Annotated in this window: 16 protein-coding genes and 1 pseudogene; 7 read left to right on the top strand and 10 right to left on the bottom strand. The window is 71.2% G+C overall.

Annotated features, from left to right (window positions below; all coding sequences use genetic code 11):
* Positions 1 to 78: 78 nt before the first annotated feature.
* From treY to AC1QRC_RS05315, 4 genes are read right to left on the bottom strand one after another with little or no spacing between them, the layout of a single operon-like run.
* Complete coding sequence (treY, locus tag AC1QRC_RS05330; RefSeq protein ID WP_484205760.1) at positions 79 to 2,508, bottom strand: malto-oligosyltrehalose synthase; 2,430 nt, start codon at positions 2,506 to 2,508, stop codon at positions 79 to 81.
* 60 nt (positions 2,509 to 2,568) lie between these two features.
* Positions 2,569 to 3,579 carry a hypothetical protein gene (locus AC1QRC_RS05325; protein ID WP_484205759.1) on the bottom strand — a complete coding sequence of 337 codons (1,011 nt, stop codon included), beginning with the start codon at positions 3,577 to 3,579 and terminating at the stop codon, positions 2,569 to 2,571.
* On the bottom strand, positions 3,579 to 4,559 hold the full coding sequence (locus AC1QRC_RS05320) for a hypothetical protein (RefSeq protein ID WP_484205758.1): 981 nt from the start codon (positions 4,557 to 4,559) through the stop codon (positions 3,579 to 3,581). Before AC1QRC_RS05320 ends, AC1QRC_RS05325 begins: the two co-directional genes overlap by 1 nt.
* On the bottom strand, positions 4,556 to 5,104 hold the full coding sequence (locus tag AC1QRC_RS05315; protein ID WP_484205757.1) for a SigE family RNA polymerase sigma factor: 549 nt from the start codon (positions 5,102 to 5,104) through the stop codon (positions 4,556 to 4,558). The genes AC1QRC_RS05320 and AC1QRC_RS05315 overlap by 4 nt, the downstream gene beginning before the upstream one ends.
* 121 nt (positions 5,105 to 5,225) lie before the next feature.
* Between AC1QRC_RS05315 and metH the strand changes: the two genes are divergently transcribed.
* Positions 5,226 to 8,885, top strand: a complete 3,660-nt coding sequence (gene metH / locus AC1QRC_RS05310) for a methionine synthase (protein WP_484205756.1) — start codon at positions 5,226 to 5,228, stop codon at positions 8,883 to 8,885.
* 91 nt (positions 8,886 to 8,976) lie between these two features.
* Here the strand turns inward: metH and AC1QRC_RS05305 are convergent, their stop codons facing one another.
* Positions 8,977 to 9,369, bottom strand: coding sequence for a VOC family protein (locus AC1QRC_RS05305; RefSeq protein WP_484205755.1), 393 nt, complete (start codon positions 9,367 to 9,369; stop codon positions 8,977 to 8,979).
* Between the two features lie 141 nt (positions 9,370 to 9,510).
* A complete protein-coding gene (locus AC1QRC_RS05300) occupies positions 9,511 to 11,070 on the bottom strand; it encodes a long-chain-fatty-acid--CoA ligase (RefSeq protein ID WP_484205754.1) in 1,560 nt (519 codons plus the stop codon).
* 76 nt (positions 11,071 to 11,146) lie between these two features.
* Here AC1QRC_RS05300 and AC1QRC_RS05295 point away from each other — a divergent pair, with 76 nt between their 5' ends.
* Positions 11,147 to 11,482 (top strand): ArsR/SmtB family transcription factor, encoded by a 336-nt coding sequence (locus AC1QRC_RS05295; RefSeq protein ID WP_484205753.1) that lies wholly within the window; start codon positions 11,147 to 11,149, stop codon positions 11,480 to 11,482.
* On the top strand, positions 11,479 to 12,324 hold the full coding sequence (locus tag AC1QRC_RS05290) for an SRPBCC family protein (protein ID WP_484205752.1): 846 nt from the start codon (positions 11,479 to 11,481) through the stop codon (positions 12,322 to 12,324). Before AC1QRC_RS05295 ends, AC1QRC_RS05290 begins: the two co-directional genes overlap by 4 nt.
* Before the next feature lie 350 nt (positions 12,325 to 12,674).
* Here AC1QRC_RS05290 and AC1QRC_RS05285 read toward each other — a convergent pair.
* Positions 12,675 to 13,280 (bottom strand): annotated as a pseudogene (locus tag AC1QRC_RS05285) (helix-turn-helix transcriptional regulator); the annotation flags it as partial.
* Between the two features lie 63 nt (positions 13,281 to 13,343).
* Between AC1QRC_RS05285 and AC1QRC_RS05280 the strand changes: the two are divergent.
* Together AC1QRC_RS05280 and AC1QRC_RS05275 are read left to right on the top strand one after the other, a co-directional pair.
* A complete protein-coding gene (locus tag AC1QRC_RS05280; RefSeq protein WP_484205751.1) occupies positions 13,344 to 14,387 on the top strand; it encodes an ABC transporter ATP-binding protein in 1,044 nt (347 codons plus the stop codon).
* Positions 14,384 to 15,199 carry an ABC transporter permease gene (locus AC1QRC_RS05275; RefSeq protein WP_484205750.1) on the top strand — a complete coding sequence of 272 codons (816 nt, stop codon included), beginning with the start codon at positions 14,384 to 14,386 and terminating at the stop codon, positions 15,197 to 15,199. The genes AC1QRC_RS05280 and AC1QRC_RS05275 overlap by 4 nt, the downstream gene beginning before the upstream one ends.
* A 2-nt stretch (positions 15,200 to 15,201) precedes the next feature.
* Here AC1QRC_RS05275 and AC1QRC_RS05270 read toward each other — a convergent pair whose 3' ends face one another.
* Positions 15,202 to 15,597, bottom strand: coding sequence for a type II toxin-antitoxin system VapC family toxin (locus tag AC1QRC_RS05270; protein ID WP_484205749.1), 396 nt, complete (start codon positions 15,595 to 15,597; stop codon positions 15,202 to 15,204).
* A complete protein-coding gene (locus AC1QRC_RS05265; RefSeq protein WP_484205748.1) occupies positions 15,594 to 15,857 on the bottom strand; it encodes a type II toxin-antitoxin system VapB family antitoxin in 264 nt (87 codons plus the stop codon). The genes AC1QRC_RS05270 and AC1QRC_RS05265 overlap by 4 nt, the downstream gene beginning before the upstream one ends.
* Positions 15,858 to 15,989: 132 nt before the next feature.
* Between AC1QRC_RS05265 and AC1QRC_RS05260 the strand changes: the two genes are divergently transcribed.
* Together AC1QRC_RS05260 and AC1QRC_RS05255 are read left to right on the top strand one after the other, a co-directional pair.
* Complete coding sequence (locus AC1QRC_RS05260) at positions 15,990 to 16,328, top strand: PadR family transcriptional regulator (protein WP_484205747.1); 339 nt, start codon at positions 15,990 to 15,992, stop codon at positions 16,326 to 16,328.
* A gap of 1 nt (position 16,329) precedes the next feature.
* Positions 16,330 to 17,325, top strand: a complete 996-nt coding sequence (locus AC1QRC_RS05255; protein WP_484205746.1) for a permease prefix domain 1-containing protein — start codon at positions 16,330 to 16,332, stop codon at positions 17,323 to 17,325.
* A 318-nt stretch (positions 17,326 to 17,643) separates the two neighbouring features.
* Here AC1QRC_RS05255 and AC1QRC_RS05250 read toward each other — a convergent pair whose 3' ends face one another.
* On the bottom strand, positions 17,644 to 17,865 hold the full coding sequence (locus tag AC1QRC_RS05250) for a hypothetical protein (protein WP_484205745.1): 222 nt from the start codon (positions 17,863 to 17,865) through the stop codon (positions 17,644 to 17,646).
* Positions 17,866 to 17,921 lie beyond the last annotated feature (56 nt).

The following is a 17,921-nucleotide window of genomic DNA, read 5'->3' as shown; positions in this document are numbered from 1 at the left end:
TCGGACGTCCTCGGGTCTCCCCTCGCGCACCAGCGTCTCGCGGCGGTCCGACAGACCCGCGGTGAGTATAACGAGGTATCACGAAGGAGGGTCGGTCCGGACGAGCAGCGCCACCGGGAGCCGGTCCAGGACCGTTGCCAGGCTCAGGCTCTGCTCGGCCGACACCTCGTGCTCCTGGCCGGACAGCTCGTCGCGCCAGTGGCCCGCCGGCAGGGCGACCGTCGTCCCGCCCCATCCGCCTGCATCCGCGAGCGCGCGTGGGGCCCGGGTGGCCAGGGCGGCCACCCGGTCACCCCGCAGCACCCCGAGCAGGTGTGGGCCGCCGTCCAGGGGGGCGTACTCCGCGCCGGTGCCGAAGGCCTCCGGCAGCCGGGCCCGAAGGCGCAACGTCCGCGAGGTGACCCACAACTTCTCCGCCGCCAGGTCCGTCGGCCTCGCCCCCTCGTCGAGCGTCGCGAGGGTCGTGCGCAGCCCTGCGTGATCCACGGGTCGACGGTTGTCCGGGTCGACCAGGGACAGGTCGACCGTCTCGCAGCCCTGGTAGGTGTCCGGGACGCCGGGGAGCACCAGCTGCAGCAGCTTCTGGCCGAGCACCGTCGCCCGGATCGCTGCCTCGTTGTCGGCCAGCACGTCCTGCACGGTCGCGAGCAGGGGACCCTTGTCGGTCGCGGCGCGGGCCAGGGTCAGCACCCGCTCCTCATACGCCTCGTCCACGTCCACCCAGGTGGTGTGTTCCTTCGCCTCCCGCATGGCCTTGACGAGGTAGGCGCCCAACCGCTCCGCCCCCAGCTCCGCGCCGCCGGCGCCGGCCAGGGTCTGCCAGACCAGGTGCGCCGTGGGCAGGTCCACCCCGAGGTCGGTGGCCGCCGCCGCGAACGCCTCGGTGCAGCGCTGCCACCCTGCCGCGTCGCCGGCGAGCGCGAGCAAGCGGGCCCGCACGTCCTCGCTGCGCTTGGTGTCGTGGGTCGACAGGGTGGTCAGGCCCAGGGGCCAGTGGGCGGCCTGCCGCTGCGCCCAGGTATGCAGTGTGGCCGGGGCTGCGGGGGCCGCCGGGTCGGCGCCCACCTCGTTGAGCGCGACGAGGCGGTGCCAGCGGTAGAACGCGGTGTCCTCGATGCCCTTGGCCATGACGGGCCCGCTCGTCTGCTGGAAGCGCACCGCGAGGTCCCGCCCCGCGACCGGGTCGTGACCGTAGGTCTCGGGGGCCGCCAGCACCTGGCCCAGCGCGGCGAGCGTGTCACGCAGGTCCGGTCGGGCGGCGACCGCGCGGGCCACCGCCTCCCGCAGCAGCGGCTCCTGGGAGCCGGGGCCGCTGTGTCCCGGTCGGATGTAGATCCGGTAGCGGTCGACCGCGACCAGGAGTTCGCCCAGCGCCTCGCGCAACGCGTCGGGATCGGCGTGCGGGAGCACTCGCACGGCCAGACGGTGCAGCCGCCCGGTCTCGGGGCCGAGGAGGTCGGCGACGGCCGCCCGCTTGGTGCCCTCGATCACCTGGGCCAGGGAGTCCGGGCCGTCCATCCGTCGCCACGCCCCGTCCAGGTCCCCGCTGGTCCCCGGGTCCACGAGCGCGGCCTGGAGGACGGCGTTGGCGTCGTAGCCGGTGGTGCCGCTGCAGGCCCAGTCGCGGGGCAGCTCCTCGGCCCCCTCGAGGATCTTCTCCACCCAGATCGGGGTGTCGGGCCGGCAGTTGCGCCGGAGCATGGCCAGGTAGCCCTCCGGATCGGCCAGGCCATCCGGGTGGTCGATCCGGAACCCGTCGATCACCCCGGCGTGGTGCAGGTCGAGCAACAGCCGGTGGGTCCGCTCGAAGACGTCGGACTCCTCCACCCGCACCCCGACCAGCCCGTCAACCTCGAAGAACCGGCGGTAGTTCAACACCGTGTCAGCCTCCCGCCAGGACGCGAGCAAGTAGTGCTGGCGGGCCAGCACCGCCGCCACGTCGTCGCCGTCGCGGAGGGTGCTGGGCGCCACCGGGAAGGTGTGCTCGTAGTAGCGGATGACCGGCTGCCCCGCCGCCGGCCCCTCGTCCTCCCCACCGGTGTCGAGGGTCAGCTGGCCCGCTGCCAGGACGTCCTCCAGCGGCTCACCGAGCAGCGGCAGACCGAACCTGCCGCCCAACACGTCCCAGTCGACGTCGAACCAGTGCGCGGTGGAGGCCCTCCGCCCGCCGCGCAGCACCTCCCACAGCGGCCGGTTGGCCCACTCTGGCGCCACCAGGGCCATGTGGTTGGGGACCACGTCCACGACGAGGCCCAGGCCTGCGGCACGGCACGCGGCGCCGAGGCGCTCCAGTCCCTCGCGGCCGCCCAGCTCGGGGTTGATCCGGTGGTGGTCCAGCACGTCGTAGCAGTGCGTCGACCCGGGCACGGCGGCCAGCACCGGGGACAGGTAGACGTGCGACACCCCCAGGTCGGCCAGGTAGGGCACGATCCCGGCGGCGTCGTCGAAGGTGAATCCGGCGTGCAGTTGCAGCCGGTAGGTCGCGGTCCACGGGGTGCCAGGGCTCATCGGGACCAGTCTGTCAGGTGGCCCCCCTCGCTGACCCGATCAGTCGGCGCCGCGCACCGGTCAGTCGGTGGCATGCTCCGGGTCGAGCACCGCGAGGTTCTCGGCTGTCTTCTCCGAGATCTCCCGCGCCAGCGCGTCGGCGTCCCCCGCGGAGTCGGCGGTCACCGTCACGGCGACCAGGTAGTCACCGGTCCGCAGCACCGCCGTGGAGCTGTAGGTCCCCACCGGCGTCCGTTCCCCGGTGTCCAGGTTGTGCTCGACCCACTCGTAGGGCTCGAACGCCAGCCGGTCCGGGTCATCGGCCCGCCCCTGCCAGGTGCCGAGCACGAAGTCCTCGCCCCAGATATAGCGGAGCTCGTCGTCCCGGAGCCCCTCCATCGCCGCCTGGCCGTCCTCCCAGCCGGTGACGTGCAGGTAGACCGCTCGGGCGCCGATCTTGTTCGTGATCTCACCGGGGCGCTCCGGGTCCTCCTCGGCGTAGGACCAGCTCTCGCCCGCGACCGGGGCCAGCCCGCCCTCCCGGGCCTGATCGTTGCCGACCATGCCGTCGACGGGGATGTCCCGGCCGGGGTGGTGCGCGTACGGGGCGCCCAGGTCGTCCAGGAAGGCCACGCCCGTCGGCCGGGGGTCCGGGATCTGCCACGCACCGTCGGAGGGGTCGACCTCACCGTCGGTCGTGCCGAGATCCTGCTCCTCCTGGGTCAGCGGCGGGGCCTCGGGCTGCCACGGCACCTCCTGGGCGTCCTCGGTCTGCACCTGCTCCGCGTCGTCCTGACCGGCGCTACCCTGCTGTGACTGCATGTCCCGGCTGGCCTCGGAGGCCACCTGGAGTTGCTCGGGGGTGCCGGCCGACGGCGCCACGGCGTGCCAGGCGGTCACCACGGCCACGGCAGTGACACCCGTCGCGGCCACCGTGACCAACGCGTGCCGGCGCCGGCGCCGGGTGACCCGTTCGTGGGTGACGCTGAGCAGGCCCTCCGTGTCGAACCCGTCCCCCACCGACGACAGGGCGGCCCGGAGCATCGCCTCCAGCTCGGGATCCGGTGTCCGCGGGGCCTCCGACGTCCTCATCACCGCTCACCCCCATGCTCCGGATCCAGGGCTGCGAGGTTCTCGGCCGTCTTCTCCGCGATCTCCATCGAGGCCTCCTGTGCGACCTCGGGGTCCAGGTCCCTGGCGCGCACCGCCACCAGGTAGTCGCCGGTGCGCACGACGGCCACGCTCTCGGAGTAGTCCGAGAGGTACCCGTAGGCGGGGTAGGCCTCGTTGAGGTAGCGGTCCTCCTCGCCCTCGTGCCCCGGCCAGTCGATCTCGGCCTGCACCGACGAGCCCTCGTCGGCCACGTCCCAGGCGCAGGACAATTCGTCGTTGCGCAGCGCCTCCATCGCCTCGCTGCCGTCCTCCCAGCCCGTCACCACGAGGTCGAGGGAGCTGTTGTCACCCTCCTCCTGGAAGAACCCCCAGTTGGCTCCGGCCACCGGACTGGTCCAGTCCTCGCGATCCGGCTGGTTGCACACCATGGCCCCCATCACCGGGGCCATGGCCGGATTCTCGAGGTACTGCTGCGGGGCCCCGAACGCCTCGAGGAACTCGACGCCGGTGGGCCTCGGGTCGGGTATCTCCCACTCGTTGTCCGAGTCGCCGTCGGTGTCGTCCGAGGGCGCCTCGACCAGGTCGTCCTCCTGCCACGGCGGCGACTCGGGCTGCTCGGTGGTGCGCGCCGCGTCGTCGGTGGTCGGTGCTGCGTCGTCGGCAGACCCGTCCTCGTCGTCCTGCGTCGGTGCCGACCCGTCCGTGGGGCCGGCCGGCACCGGCTGCACCGCCTGGTCCTCCAGCAGGTTGTTCACCAGCACGCCGCCGCCGATCAGACCCGGGACCAGGACGGCCGCGGCGGCCAGGGTCCCGACGGTGCGACGGCGCCGGATCCGACCGGCACGCTCGTGGACCCCGGAGATCAGCGCCTCGTAGTCGTAGCCCTCCGCCTCGGTGTGCAGCGCCTCGCGCAGGGTCTCCTCCAGACCCTTGCGCGGACTTCGCTTCTGCTCGTTCATGGTGTGGCCCCCTGCCCCGCCTCGGCCGGCAACAACCGGCGCAGCGACTTCATAGCGTTGTGCGCGGCACTGCGGACGGCCTGCTCCGAGCAGTCCAGCGCCCGCGCGATCTCGGCGTCGGGCAGGTCCTCGTAGTACCGCAGTGCGATGACCGCGCGCTGGCGCTCGGGAAGCTGCCGCAGCATCCCCAGCACCGCATCGCGGTTCGCGACCCCCTTGGACACGTCGTCCCCCAGCTCAGGACTGCCCGTCGGTGGTCGGTCCGCGGTGACCACCTCGTGCGAGATGACCTCGGTGTTCCACCGTCGACGCTTCTTGCTGATCAGGGTGTTGACCATGGTCCGGCGGACATAGGCGTCGATGTTCGCGGCGTCCGAGACCCTGGCCCACTTCGTGATCACCGTGGCCAGCGTGTCCTGGACGAGGTCCTCGGCGTCCGCCTTGTTCCCCGTCATGGCGTGAGCGAGCCCGACGAGTCGCGGCATGGCCGAGACGACATACGCCTCGACCTCTGCCTGCTCGGCGCTCCGGCCGAACAACCTCATCGCCTGCTCCTCAAGTCCACAACCCTAAGACGCCGTGGACCCCGGAGTGCGTTGCACCAGGGGCTATCCTGCCGGGAGTGCAGTTCCCCAAGCCCACAGCCGTGGCAGACGAGGTGAGCAGATGACTCCCGACCCGAGCAGGTCCGACCTCCGCTCGGCCTCCCGTGACCGCATCCTCGTCCTGGACGGCGGCTGGGGCACCCTGTTGCAGCAGTTCGACCTCACCGAGGAGGACTTCCAGTTCGACGGGGCGGACCCGGAGCGCACCTACTCCGGGAACTTCGACCTGCTGCAACTGACCCGCCCGGACGTCCTGGCCCAGGTGCACCGCCGCTACCTCCAGGCCGGGGCCGACATCACCACGACCAACACCTTCACCTCGACCGCGATCGCGCAGGCCGACTACGGCACCGAGCACCTGGTCCGCGAGCTGAACGCCGCAGCCGCCCGCATCGCCCGGGAGACCGCCGACGAGGTGGAGGCTCAGGACGGACGGCCCCGCTGGGTGGCCGGCGCGCTCGGCCCGACCAACCGCACCGCCTCCTTGTCCCCGGACGTGGAACGGCCGGAGTACCGCGCGATCACCTACCGCCAGCTGCACGACGCCTATGCCGAGCAGGTCCGCGGGCTGCTCGAGGGCGGGGTCGACATCCTCCTCGTCGAGACCGTGTTCGACACGCTCAACGCCAAGGCGGCCCTGGCCGGGATCGAGACGGTGCTCGCCGAGCTGGACCGCCGGGTGCCCGTCATGGTGTCAGGCACCATCACCGACGCCTCCGGCCGGACCCTCTCCGGCCAGACGCCCGAGGCGTTCGCCGTCTCCACCCAGCACGCCGACCTGCTCGCACTGGGCCTGAACTGCGCGTTGGGGCCGGAGGCGCTGCGCCCGCACCTGCGGGAGATCGCGGCCTCCACGCAGGCCCTGGTGTCCGTCCACCCCAACGCCGGCCTGCCCAACGCCTTCGGCGGCTACGACGAGACCCCCGAGCAGATGGCCGAGGTGATCGGCGACTTCGCCCGGGAGGGCCTGGTCAACATCGTCGGCGGCTGTTGCGGCACCACCCCCGAGCACATCACCGCGATCGCCGAGGCCGTGCGGGCGGCGAGCCCGCGCACCCCCCGGCCACTGTCGGCATACCTGCGGTTGTCCGGTCTCGAGCCGTTCACCCTCACGCCCGAGGTCAACTTCGTCAACGTCGGCGAGCGGACCAACATCACCGGCTCCCCCAGGTTCAAGAAGGCCGTCCTGGAGGGCGACTGGGACGCCGCCGTGCAGATCGCCCGGCAACAGGTCGACGCCGGGGCGCAGATCATCGACGTCAACCTGGACGAGGGGATGCTCGACGGGGTCGAGGCGATGACCCACTTCCTGAACCTGCTGGCCGGCGAGCCCGACATCTCCCGGGTGCCGGTCATGGTCGACTCCTCCCGCTGGGAGGTGCTCGAGGCCGGGCTGGAGTGCCTCCAGGGCCGCGGCGTCGTCAACAGCATCTCGCTCAAGGACGGGGAGGAGGAGTTCCTGCGTCGCGCCGCGCGGGTCAAGGACCACGGTGCCGCCGCGGTCGTGATGGCCTTTGACGAGCAGGGGCAGGGCGACACCCTCGAGCGGCGTACCCAGATCTGCGGTCGCGCCTACCGGCTGCTCACCGAGCAGGTCGGGTTCGACCCGCACGACATCATCTTCGACCCCAACGTGCTCACCGTGGCGACCGGGATGTCGGAGCACGACCGGTATGCCCTGGACTTCATCGAGGCCACCCGCTGGATCAAGGAGAACCTGCCCGGGGCCCTGGTCAGCGGCGGCATCTCCAACGTGTCGTTCTCCTTCCGTGGCAACAACACGGTGCGCGAGGCGATGCACGCCGTGTTCCTCTACCACGCGATCGAGGCCGGGCTCGACATGGGCATCGTCAACGCCGGCATGCTCGGCGTCTACGAGGAGATCGAGCCGGTGCTGCGCGAGGCGGTCGAGGACGTTGTCCTGGCCCGCAACGAGGAGGCCACGGACCGGCTGATCGAGCTGGCCGAGTCCTACAAGGGACAGACCAAGGAGGTGTCCGCCAGCGCCGCCCTGGCCTGGCGGGACGCACCGGTCGTCGAGCGGATGCGACACGCCCTGGTGCACGGGATCAGCGACTTCGCCGTCGAGGACGCCGAGGAGGCCTACCAGGAGCTGGGCTCGGCCCTGGAGGTGATCGAGGGGCCGTTGATGGACGGCATGGATGTCGTCGGCGACCTGTTCGGCGCGGGCAAGATGTTCCTGCCCCAGGTGGTGAAGTCGGCGCGGGTGATGAAGAAGGCGGTGGCCCACCTGACCCCCTACCTGGAGGCCGCGGCCGTGGACACCGGTGGCCACAGCAAGGGCAAGGTGGTGCTCGCCACCGTGAAGGGCGATGTCCACGACATCGGCAAGAACATTGTCGGGGTGGTGCTGGCCTGCAACGGTTACGACGTCACGGACCTAGGCGTCATGGTCCCCGCCGAGAAGTTGCTGGACACGGCCGCCGACCTGGGCGCGGACGTGATCGGCGTCTCGGGCCTGATCACCCCGAGCCTGGACGAGATGGTCGGGGTCGCCACCGAGATGCGGCGCCGCGGGCTGAGGACGCCGCTGCTCATCGGCGGCGCCACGACCAGCGCGGCGCACACCGCGGTGAAGATCGACCCCGCCTACGACGGCACCGTGGTGCACGTCGTCGACGCCAGCCGGGCGGTCGGCGTCACCTCGGAGGTGATCAACCGGGAGACCGACATCGCCGACCGGGTCGCGGGTGAGTACTCCCGGCTGCGGGAGCGACACGGCGACAAGCAGGTCGCGCTGGTCGACCTGGCCACGGCCCGGGAGCAGTCCCGCCCGGTGAGCCGCTCCTCCGTGCCTGCCCCGGCCCGCCTCGGCCGGGAGGTCCTGGAGCCGGAGCTCTCCGACCTGGTCGACATCATCGACTGGACCCCGTTCTTCACCGCCTGGGAGATGCGCGGCACCTTCCCCAAGATCCTGGACGACCCCCGGCAGGGCGAGGCCGCCACCGCGCTGTATGCCGAGGCCCGCGCCCTCCTGGACCGGATCGTGGAGGAGAAGCTGCTCCGGGCCCGCGGCGTGGTGGCGTTGTGGCCGGCCCAGCGGTCTGGTGACGACATCGTCGTGCTCGACGCGGACGCGGACGACCCGGCGACCGCTCCCCCGCTGGCCACACTGCATACGCTCCGGCAGCAGCGCAAGCGGGAGAACGGCTACCTGGCGCTGGCCGACTTCGTCGCCTACGAGGAGGACCACCTGGGCGGCTTCGCGGTGTCCATCCACGGCGCCGAGGAGCTCGCCGCGCAGTTCCGGGAGAACAACGACGACTACACCGCGATCATGGTGCAGTCGCTGGCCGACCGGCTGGCCGAGGCGTTCGCCGAGTGGCTGCACCTGCATGTCCGCCGCGACATGTGGGGCTACGCCCCCGACGAGGACCTGGCGCTGATGGAGTTGATCCGCGAGCGCTACCAGGGGATCCGCCCCGCCCCCGGCTACCCGGCACAGCCGGACCACACCGAGAAGTTCACGCTCTTCGAGCTGTTGGACGCCGGCGAGGTCGGGATGGAGCTCACCGAGTCCTGCGCGATGACCCCCAACTCGGCCGTCTCCGGGATCATCTTCGCCCACCCCGACAGCCGCTACTTCGCCGTGGGCAAGCTCACCGAGGACCAGGTGAAGGACTACGCGGCCCGCAAGGGCTGGACGCTCGCCGAGGCCGAGAAGTGGCTCGGCCCGAACCTCGGCTACACCCCCGCCTGACCAATTTTCGTAGCGGGTTTGCCCGCCCACCCCGCATTTTCGTAGCGGGCTTGCACTGCTGACCCGCGCGGTCGTCGCGGGGCGGCGCTGCTCACTCCCAGGTGGTCGCGTGCTCCTCGAACTCGGCCTGGCGCTGCACCGGCACGACGCAGAACAGCAGACCGCCTGGGTCGCGCAGGATGGCATATCCCTCCCGCTCCTCAGCCACCTCGGCCCCGAGCGCGACCACCCGGGCCACTTCGGCGGCCACGTCGTCGGTCTCGATGTCCAGGTGCACCCGCGCCGGGGTGCCGGCCCCGGTCCGCTGCACCTCCAGGCTGACCCCGCCGGGAAGGCTCGTCACGGCCAGGTAGGGGTCCTCACCCGTAGGCCCCTCGGCCGGCGGTGCCGGAGCGCCGACCGCCCCCGCCCAGAAGGTGGTGGCCGCCGCGGAGGTCTCCTCCGGGTGGTCGATGAGCACGACGCCGATCCGACTGCGATGCATGCCTCCACCCTAGGAGGCCGCCGAGGCGCGGCGCCGCCGGAATCCGTCGACTGCACCAGAAATTGCCACGATCCGGCCGGAAAGCGCGAAAATCAGGGCCACTCGGCGCCGCGCGGACGACGGGCTCCGACTCAGCCGCCGTCAGCCGAGCTCGCGCTTGAGGATCTTGCCCGTGGCGGTCATCGGCAGGTTGCCGACGATCTCGACGGTGCGCGGGTACTTGTACGCCGCGAACTGCTCCTTGCCCCACGCCACGAGTTCCTCGGACGTGACCTCGGCGCCCTGCTCGGGGATGACATAGGCCTTGATCTCCTCGCCCAGGCTCTCGTGCGGCACGCCGATCACGGCGGCCAGCGAGACCGCCGGGTGGGTCATCAGGACCTCCTCGATCTCGCGGGGATACACGTTGAAGCCACCCCGCAGGATCATGTCCTTGGCGCGGTCGACGATGTAGTAGAAGCCGTCGGCGTCCTGGCGGCCCAGGTCTCCGGAGCGGAACCACCCGTCCCTGATCGCCTCGTCGGTGGCGTCGGGGCGGTTGTAGTAGCCCTTCATGATGTTCGGGCCCTTGATCGCGATCTCACCGACCGCGTCGGGATCCGCGGCCCGGTCGACATCGGACCAGTCGGCCTGGATCAACTTCATCTCCACCTCCGGGATCGGCACCCCGATCGACCCCACCCGCGGATCCTCACCGAAGACCGAGAAGGAGGCCACCGGCGAGGTCTCGGACAGGCCGTAGCCCTCCAGGATCGTCACCCCGAACCGCTCCTGGAACGCCTTGTGCACCTCGACCGGCAGCGCGGATCCCCCCGCGGCGGCGACCCGCAGGTTCGCGGCCAGCGCGGCCACGTCGACGGTGTCGTCCAGCGCCCCCAGCAGCCCCCAGTACATGGTCGGCACCCCGGCGAAGAAGGTCACGGCCTCACGCTGCATGAGGCCCAGCGCCGCCTTCGCCTCGAACCGCGGCAGCATCACGACCGTGCCGCCGTAGGCGAACCCGGCGTTCTGGATCACCGTCTGCCCGAAGGAGTGGAACAGCGGCAGCACACACAGGAAGGTGTCCGGCCGCTCGGCATCCGCACCGAAGAGTCGGTCGGAGACCAGCGCGTTCGAGAGCATGTTGGAGTGCATCAGCTCCGCACCCTTGGGCTGCCCCGTCGTGCCGGAGGTGTAGAGGATTACCGCAGTGTCGTCGTCCGCGGTCGCGCGGGACTCGAACGTCGGCGGCTGGTCGGCCATCCCCTGCCCCAGCGTGTCGGCCCCTTCGATCGGGGACGGCGCGGCCGGGTCGGCGGTGATCAGGAAGAAGTGCTCACAGCCCTCCACTTGCTCGAACGCCGCGCGCCCCTCCTGGCCCATCGGCAGCTCGGGCGTGCCCTCAAAGCAGAAGTATGCCGTCGCCTCCGAGTCCTCCAGGTGGTAGGCGATCTCCCGCGCCTTCAGCAGCACGTTGAGCGGCACCACCGTGGCCCCGGTCTTGAGGATGCCGTAGTAGACGATCGAGAAATACGGCAGGTTCGGGCAGCTCAGCGCCACCCTGTCCCCGGGCCCGATCCCCCGCGAGGCGAGCAGGTTGGCCACCTGGTTCGCGGCGCCGTTCACCTGGGCGTAGGTCAGGCGGGTGTCCCCGAGGACGATCGCGTCCCGCGTCGGGTAGCGCTCGGCGGACTGCTCCAGCAACTGTGACAGGTTCGACATGGCCCCAACCTACTGGCCGGTCATCCCTCCCGCGAGGCCCTTGTGCCAGGCCAGCACACGGCATACAGTTAACCAAATGGTTAACCAAAGCCCCGCCGACACGGCCGCGGTCTTCGCGGCACTCGGCGACCCGACCCGGCAGCAGCTCGTCGGCCTGCTGGCGGCGGGCGACAGCAGCGTCTCGGCGCTCGCTGCCCAACTGCCCATCAGCCTGCCCGGCACCCTGAAACACCTGGGCGTGCTCGAGCGGGCCGGTGTGGTGAGCCGCAGCAAGTCCGGCCGCACCGTCACCGTCTCGTTGCGCCCCCAGTCTCTGGAGGGCGCCGAGGCCTGGCTGCGCCGCAACCGCACGTTCTGGACCCACCAGCTCGGCAACCTCGCCGACTCGTTCACCCCCGAGGAGCAGGGATGACCCAGACACTCGTCGTCACCCAGCAGGTCCCGACAACACCCGACCGCGCGTATGCCGCATGGCTGAGCGCCGAGGCCCTCGCCACCTGGTGGTGGGTCGGCATGGGCGACACCACCTACCAGGTCGACGGGAGGGTCGACGGCACCTACCGGATCGTCTCGTCGTCGGCCGGGATCGGCGTGCAGGGGCGCTTCCTCGGGCTGGAGCCGCACCGGTCGATCGAGATGACCTGGGTGTGGCTGGACCAGGACCGTCCCGGCCCCGAGGAGCACGTCCGCATCGATTTCGAGCCCTCCGGCGACGGCACGCTCGTCACGGTGACCCACACGGTCGCGCCCGACGGCGACGTCGAGGCCTACCGCCAGGGCTGGGAGTACGTCCTGGGCAACCTCGCCCAGCGGGGTGTCCCGGCGGTGACCCTCACCCAGGAGGTGCCCGCTCCGCGGGCGCAGGTGTATGCCGCATGGCTGGCTCCCGAGCGCCTGGCCACCTGGTGGTGGGTCGGGTTGCCGGACACCACCTACGAGGTGGATCCCCGACCGGGCGGCACCTTCCGGATCCGCTCGGAGAGCGCCGGTGTCGGCGCGTCGGGCCGCTACCGCGAGTTGAATGAGCCGGAGCGGATCGTCATGTCGTGGACCTGGGAGACCGGGGCCGACAGCTCACCGGAGGACGTCGTGACGGTGGACTTCACCGACCTGGCCCCGCCGGGTGAGGACTCCCGACCGGGGACCCTGGTGACGCTCACCCACACCTTCGCCGCCCCCCTGAGCGACACCAGCAACCTCGAGTCCGGCTGGGCCGAGGTCCTCCACGCCCTCGCCCTCAGCCGGGAGGCGTGACCGCGACCCGGACCCGCTCGGCGAAGGCCCGGGCGGCCTCCGTCACCTCCTCGGGCCCCACGAAGTTCCCACTCGATCTCGGCCGGGACCCACACCAGGGCGGCCACCACCTCGGTGACGGTCGAGCCCCAGATCGGCCAGTCGACCGTCCCCGCAGGGCCCTCCGTCGCCTTGCTGGCCCACGGGCCGAAGTGGGCACGCACCTGCTCCAGCGACGCCCGCATCCGCACCACGGCCTCGACCCGGTGCTGCGCTCCCCCGCCGTGCGCCTGCTGCACGAACTCGGCGGCGTCCTTGGCCGGCAGCTCCCGCGCCGGGACCCGCACCCCGGTCGCCAGCACCCGCGCGAGCCGGTCGATCCGGAAGGTCCGCCAGTCGGCGCGGTCGACGTCCCAGGCCAGGAAGTACCAGTAGCGCCCTCGCGGCACCAGGGAGTGCGGCTCCACGTGCCGCCCCGACACCCGACCTGTCCGGTCGGTGTACCGAAAGCGCAGCCGTTCGTGGTCCCGGCAGGCCAGGGCCAGTTGGGCCAGCACCTCGGCGTCGATCTGGATGCCGGGCCGGTTGGCGGGGACGGTGTGCTCCTGCAGGGCGCTGACCCTGCGGCGCAGGTTCCGCGGGAGCACCTGCTCGATCTTGGCGAGCGCCGACAGGGACGTCTGGTCGCCGTCGCCCACACCCGACAGGGCCGCGGTGCGCAGCCCGACGGCGATGGTGACCGCCTCGTCGTCGTTCAGCAGCAGCGGCGGGACGGTGCTGCCGCTCTCCAGCTGGTAGCCGCCCGAAACCCCGGGGTGGGCGCCGACCCGGTAGCCGAGCTCGCGGAGCCGGTCCACGTCCCGGCGCAGGGTGCGCTCGGAGACACCGAGCCGCCCGGCGAGCTCGGGCCCGGCCCAGAACCGGTGCGTCTGCAGCAGGGAGAGCAGTCGGAGGGCGCGTGAGGTCGGATCTGACATGCCCCACAGCCTAGGAGTCAACGCGGCCACTATCTGACCGCAATGGCTCCTAGCCTGCCAGACATGACCTCACCGATCATCAGCACCAGCGGGCTGCACAAGCAGTTCACCGGCAAGAACGGCACCACCATCACCGCAGTCAAGGACCTCACGATGGACGTCGAGGAGGGATCGCTGACCGCGTTCCTGGGGCCCAACGGGGCGGGCAAGTCGACGTCGCTGCGGATGCTCACCACCCTCCTCGCCCCCACCTCCGGCAACGCGACCGTCTGCGGCTTCGACATCACCCGGGAGCCGGCCCAGGTCCGCGCCCGGATCGGCTACATCGGCCAGAAGAACGGCGCGGGCCTCTACCAGCGCGTGCGCGACGAGCTCGACATCCAGGGCTCGCTCTACGGCCTCACGGGGCGTCAGACCAGGGAGCGGGTGACCGAGCTGGTCGACGTCCTGGGCCTGGGCGAGGTCGTGGACCAGCCGACCATGAAGCTCTCCGGTGGCCAGCGCCGCCGGGTCGACATCGCCCTCGGACTCATCCCCGGCCCGCGCCTGCTCTTCCTCGACGAGCCGTCCACCGGCCTCGACCCGCAGTCCCGCGCCCACCTCTGGGAGCTGGTGCTCCGGCTGCGCGAGCGCTACGGGATGACCCTCCTGCTGACCACCCACTACCTCGACGAGGCCGACAACTTCGCCGAGCGGGTGCTCGTCGTGGACCACGGCGAGGTGATCGCGGACGACACCGCCACCGGGCTGAAGGCGAACCTCGCGGGCGACCGCATCACCGTCACCGCCACCGGCAGCGCCGCCGACATCACCGTCCTCGCCACCCGGGCCGCCACCGCCTCCGGGGCACGCGACCCGGAGGCGAGCACCCGACCGGCCGATCCGACGGATCCCGCGGGAGGCACCGAGGTGACCGTCCGCGTGAACGGGGCCGACCGCATACTCCCTGCCCTGCTGCGCGATCTGGAGGCGCACGGGCACACCGTGCTGCGCGCGGACGCCGCCCGACCCACCCTCGACGACGTCTTCCTCAGCCTCACCGGGCGCAGCCTGCGGGAGGAAGCCGAGACCACGACCGACCCCGCCCTGACAGGAGCCGCACGATGACGACCCTCACCACCGCCGTGCCCGACGACACCACCGCGCCCACCACAGACGCGCAGCCCGTCGGCCTGGGACGCAGCATCCGCAATGTCTTCGTCCGCGAGTTGCGCCCGATGCTGCGCGACCCGTTCAGCCTGGTCTTCTCGCTGCTGCAACCGCTGGTCTTCCTGGCCTTCTTCGGCCCCCTGCTCGGGGGGATGACCGGCCTGCCGCTGGCCGAGGCGTTCCAGTGGTTCGTCCCCGGCATCATCGTGATGATCACCCTGTTCGGCACCACGATGACCGGCTCCAACCTGCTCTTCGAGATCCAGTCCGGCGCGCACGAACGCATGCTGGTCGCCCCGGTGTCGCGTCCGGCGCTACTCGTCGGCCGGGCCTGCAAGGAGATGGTCCCGCTGGTGATCCAGGCCCTGGTCATCACGGGTGTCGCCGCGATCTTCGGGTTCCGTCCGTCGATCCCCGGTATGGCGATGGGCCTGGTCCTGCTCGCGGTGTTCGGCCTGGGCGTCGGTGCCCTGAGTTACGCCCTGGCGATCGCGTCCAAGGAACGCGACTGGATGTTCTGGACCGTCCAGCAGGCGCTGCTCTTCCCGCTGATGATCCTGTCCGGGATGCTCCTGCCGCTGGACGTCGGGCCTCGCTGGATGCAGATCCTGTCCCAGTTCAACCCGCTCACCTACCTGGTCGAGGCCCAACGCGCGCTGGTCAACGGGGCCCTCTCCGACCCCGCGGTCTGGCAGGGCGGGCTCGCCTCCGTGGTCCTCGCCGCGATCGGCCTGACCATCGGCGTCCGGGCGGTGCGGCACTCGATCTGACGTCAGTCGCCGTCCCGCCGCACGTCGGTCTGGGTGAAGTCACTGCCCTTGAAGAGCAAGGGTTCGCCCGTTGCGGCCGCGAGGGCATAGCCGAAACAGTCTCCGAAGTTCAGCCTGGCCGCGTGCCCGGAGCCACGGCCGAAGTCGGCGTAGGCACGTCGCGCAATGTGTGCCTGTCGTGCGTCCACGGGGACGAGTTCGACGCCCAGTGCGTCGAGCAACGCGTCCAGCTGACGACTCAGGACGGGGTCGCGCCGACCGTCGACCACGATCGCGCACTCGAGATAGGAGCCGGTCGACAGACGCAACGACGGAGCTTCCTGCATCCGGCTCAGCAGCTCGGCCCGCTCCGGCTCTCCGGTGAGGACCGCGATCAGCGCCGATGTCTCCAGGATCACGTGGGCAAGCCCCGCTCGTCATAGAGGTCTGCGAGATCCTGCCGCATGGCCGCGCGGTCGTCGTCGCTCAGTCGCACGTCGATGTCACGCAGCAAAGCCTCGACCCTCGCCATGCGCTCCTCCCGTGCCGCGGGCGCGTCGAGACCCGCGAGGTACTGGTCCAGCGCTGCTTCGATCGCGGACGTCTGCGTGGTCCCCGTGCGGCGGGCAGCCTCGCGAGCCAGATCGTGCACGCGCTGGTTTTTGATGTTCAAACCCATGGTCGGCACCCTTCTACCTATTCAAGACACCACTCTACCCATCCCCCACGCCACGTGCGTGGTCACTCGCAGGAGCTGGACCTCAATAAAGTGCCGTTGACGATACTGTGCGTCACACACTATCGTGTGGCTATGAGCGACACAGCGGACTTCGACCCGCACCTGCAGGAGATCCGACGCGGCACCATCGTGCTGGCGTGCCTGCAACTGCTCCGCAACGCGGGCTACGGCTACGGCTTGCTGGAGGACCTGGGGCGGCACGGATTCGTCTGCGACACCAACACGCTCTACCCCCTGCTCCGTCGCCTGGAGAAGCAGGGCTACCTGACCAGCGAGTGGAACACCGAGGACACGCGCCCGCGCAAGTTCTACCGCACGTCCGACGAGGGAGTCCGCCTCGCCGACACGCTCACGACCGAATGGGCCGCGCTCACCGAAGCCATCGCGTCCCTCACCTCACAGGAGATCTGACATGCCTTCGACCCTCACCGAGCGCTACATCGCGGCGACGGTGCGCAGCCTGCCCATCGACGCGCAGGAGGACGTGCGGGCCGAGTTGTCCGCCGCCATCGCCGACGACGTCGAGGCCCGCGTCGAGCAGGGCGAGGCACCAGCAGAGGCTGAGCACGCGGTGATCACCGAGCTCGGCGACCCAGACCGGCTCGCAGCCGGCTACGCCGACCGACCGCTGCAGCTCATCGGCCCGAAGCACTACCTCACCTGGTGGCGCCTGCTGAAGTTGCTCTGGATGATCGTCGTGCCGATCGCCGTCCTGGGGGCGACCGTCGGGAACCTCATCGCCGACGTGCCGGTCGGCGAACTCATCGGCTCGGTCGTCTCGGCCGGCATCGGGGCCTTCGTGCACATCGCCTTCTGGACCACGCTCGTCTTCGCCGTGCTGGAACGCACCGGCGCCGACACCGGATCGACCTGGACGCCCGACCAACTCCCCGAGCCGCAGACCACCGGCGTCGGCCGGGGCGACCTGATCGGGTCGCTGGTGTTCCTCGGGCTGGCCACGGCAGCCCTGCTGTGGGACCGGTTCGTCGGGTTCGCCTTCTTCAGGGACGGCGCCGTGGACGTCGGCGTCGGCCTGGGCGAGCAGACCAGGGCGGTCCCGGTCCTGAACCCCGAGCTCTGGCCCTGGTGGATCGGCGGCATGTTCGTCCTGATCGCGGCCGAGGCCGCGCTCGCGATCGCCGTCTACCGCAACCGCGGGTGGACCTCGGGGTTCGCCGCAGGCAACACGCTGCTCGCGGTCGGATTCACCGTGGGTGCGCTCTACCTGCTGCAGGCGGGCGAGCTCCTCAACCCCGAGTTCCTGGACCTGACCCTCGGCCGCGACGACGTGCCCGGCGACGTGGGACGCACCCTGGCGATCATCACGGCCGTGGGCATCGTGGCCGTGTCGGGGTGGGACGCCTTCGACGGCTGGCGCAAGGCTCGCAAGAGCCGGCGCCACCCGTGACACCGACCAACCGGGCGCTGTCCCACCAGAGGGCGGAGACCACCCGCTCGTCGCGCGCGAGTTCCGACGGCGTTGGCCACGTCAACCGGCCGCCCCGCAGTGCGGCATACTCCCCACCCTGGGGAGCTGCCGTCCGCCCGAGCGCCAGATCGGCCAGCGCCGCCCCGGCGGCTCCCCTGCTGTTGTGCGTGCCGGACAGCCGACGGGGGAGCCACCCGAGTGGTGAGCCCAGCACCGACCAGGCGACCCGCCGGGGCAGCGACAGGTGCTGCGCCAGGCCGGTGCCGAAGACCTGGCCGGGGCAGTAGGCCACCACGGTCAGCCCGCGGTCGCTGCACCTTCGGCGGCCGCGGCCAGGGTCCGCACGGTGAGCAGGGCACACAGCTTGGCGGCGGTGTAGGCGTGCTGTCCTGCCCGCCGAGGACTCACGTCGAGACCGACGTCCAACTCCGGGTGGGCCAGCAGGTCCGCCCGTGCATGGCGTGGCGGGACCAGTCCGGATTTCGTATGCGGATCATGTGCGCCGCTCGTGGTCAGCACGATGCGGCAGCCGGCAGCGAGGGAGGGCAGCAGCAGCCGGATGAGCAGGTAGTGCG

It is taken from the genome of Ornithinicoccus sp., assembly GCF_057176825.1.
Note: the sequence above shows the minus strand (reverse complement) of the source record. Positions and strands in the feature narration are given on the sequence as shown.